General features: G+C 43.8%; 4 protein-coding genes. All 4 read right to left on the bottom strand.

The window, feature by feature from the left end; genetic code table 11:
- On the bottom strand, positions 1-110 hold a 110-nt coding region (locus tag BMX14_RS17055), incomplete at its 3' end, for a DUF551 domain-containing protein (RefSeq protein ID WP_177173175.1).
- 127 nt (positions 111-237) lie between these two features.
- The gene (locus BMX14_RS14005; RefSeq protein ID WP_092677813.1) at positions 238-459 is read right to left on the bottom strand and encodes a hypothetical protein; all 222 of its coding nucleotides are present in this window, start codon (positions 457-459) and stop codon (positions 238-240) included.
- Positions 452-610, bottom strand: coding sequence for a hypothetical protein (locus BMX14_RS17190; RefSeq protein WP_143056424.1), 159 nt, complete (start codon positions 608-610; stop codon positions 452-454). The genes BMX14_RS14005 and BMX14_RS17190 overlap by 8 nt, the downstream gene beginning before the upstream one ends.
- A gap of 807 nt (positions 611-1,417) precedes the next feature.
- Positions 1,418-1,762: transcriptional antitermination N peptide (locus tag BMX14_RS16615; RefSeq protein ID WP_092677809.1), on the bottom strand; the 345-nt coding region annotated here is incomplete at its 5' end.

Raw genomic sequence — 1,762 nt, 5'->3', positions numbered from 1 at the left:
GCATAAGCTGGTATAACGCCAAGCTCGCACTTAATAATTAATGGAAAATCAGTTCTCCAGCAGTTTTCATTAACTTCTGGCATCTGTTCACTACATTTAATCCACTTCATCACTACCCCCACAGACCGTACAGGTCGATATAATCAATCCATCTGGCAACATTCCAGTTGCTAGTGTCTCCACTTGGTATAGGGCAGGAGTAAAGCCCTTGCTTGTATAGGTCGCGTTTAATCATGGTTACTCTCCGCGAGCTTTAAGCATTGAGTCTGCAGTTTGGTAGGCTATTTTTGAATACCTACTTAAATCATCAGAAAGGAGTCCAGCGTCAGGGTCTGAAAGAATTCCCTGCATAGCTTTGGCTGCGAAATAATCACGCAATGTCATTCCTTCCTGCTGTACAAATTGCTGCCCCGGATGACCGCTTGCCGGAAATGCTGGACCACCTGTTTCTTTAATCATGTTTTACTCCTACTTCAATCTGAATTAACTGAATCATGCGGTCGTAAAACTTGCTGTTGTTGCCAGTCTCGACATCCTTAACGACACACTGATTGCCGGCAAACTTGCACCCTTTGCATAGTTTGAATTGCTTGCACCACTTCTCAGCCATATTTCACCCATAAAAAAGCCGCTCTAGGCGACTTATATCTATTCAATAAGCTATTCACTTTCTGTCTTAACCCTTGTCTGGTAAGGGTAGGGAGTGAGTAGCTAGTTATTCATTAGCGAGGTATCTATATCCATGGCGCGAACCGCTTTTAAACGATTATTTTTCAGAAGCCTTCGGTAGTTTCGCTCGCTTTGATTTCGCATGCCGGACCAGAACTCTTCCTTGTAGTAATTCTCAACTCCATAAATTCTGTCTCCCATACTTACCTCGCACTAACTGAAACTGATTTACGATGACCGAATAATCAGCCATCAAGAATAGGTTCCTGCTCTTATAAGTCGCTCAGGATGCGCGACTTCCCCTGCTTTCCACAGACAAAGGAAGCTGATAAATTGGTTATTCCACAGACAATTAAGGAAATAGTTGATGTCAGAGCCATTAAACAAGCCAAAATGCCCAGATTGTAAAGTTATAGGTAACGAGTTTATTGTGTGTGAACCTAGCGAGAAGCGCAGCAGGTTAAATGACCCTTGGTTCGAAACAGCATATTGCTCAAATTGTGGGCATGTTTATGGTGTATTCGCTAAGGTGGTGTATAAACCATCTCCAATACCTATGGGTAACTCGGGGTTTTAGCTGGCAAAGAACCTTCAATAATGGATATTTGGCGGCCTCCTTCGATGGCTGCCTTTAATGTATTAACTATCTCCAGCTCATAACCATTCCACCCTAGTTCTTGACACATGCTTTTTAGCCGAACATTCAATTCTAATGCACCTAAAATCACTTCTCTTTCATGTAGCATACTTACCTCGCTGTTACTTGATTTGATTTACGATGACCTGCCGCATAGATGGCGACTTGCTCAAGGCAGATAGAGCCTTCAACTACCGGCTTGCGTTTAAACTCGTGCATATAGAGATAGGTTGCACGAATAATTCCATTCTTATATCCAATGACCTGACGCTTTGCTGCTGCTGCGAGTAGGATTAGCGGCTTAGGCTCGTAGCCCGGTCTCTGCACTGGCGTAATTGGCTCGCCAATGTCCTGATAGCTACGTCCAACCATTGTTGGGTTAGCTGCTGCGAAAGCCATTTGTTTAGCTTTACGCTTCTCATCACGGCGAGTACGGGCGGTAGACTTTAAATTCTG

The organism is Rosenbergiella nectarea (assembly GCF_900111105.1).
GTDB lineage: Bacteria > Pseudomonadota > Gammaproteobacteria > Enterobacterales > Enterobacteriaceae > Rosenbergiella > Rosenbergiella nectarea.
Note: the sequence above shows the minus strand (reverse complement) of the source record. Positions and strands in the feature narration are given on the sequence as shown.

Excerpts from the sequence above, each read along its gene's own strand:
- BMX14_RS17190 (WP_143056424.1), bottom strand. The coding sequence starts at position 610 with ATGGCTGAGAAGTGGTGCAAGCAATTCAAACTATGCAAAGGGTGCAAG.
- BMX14_RS14005 (WP_092677813.1), bottom strand. The coding sequence starts at position 459 with ATGATTAAAGAAACAGGTGGTCCAGCATTTCCGGCAAGCGGTCATCCG.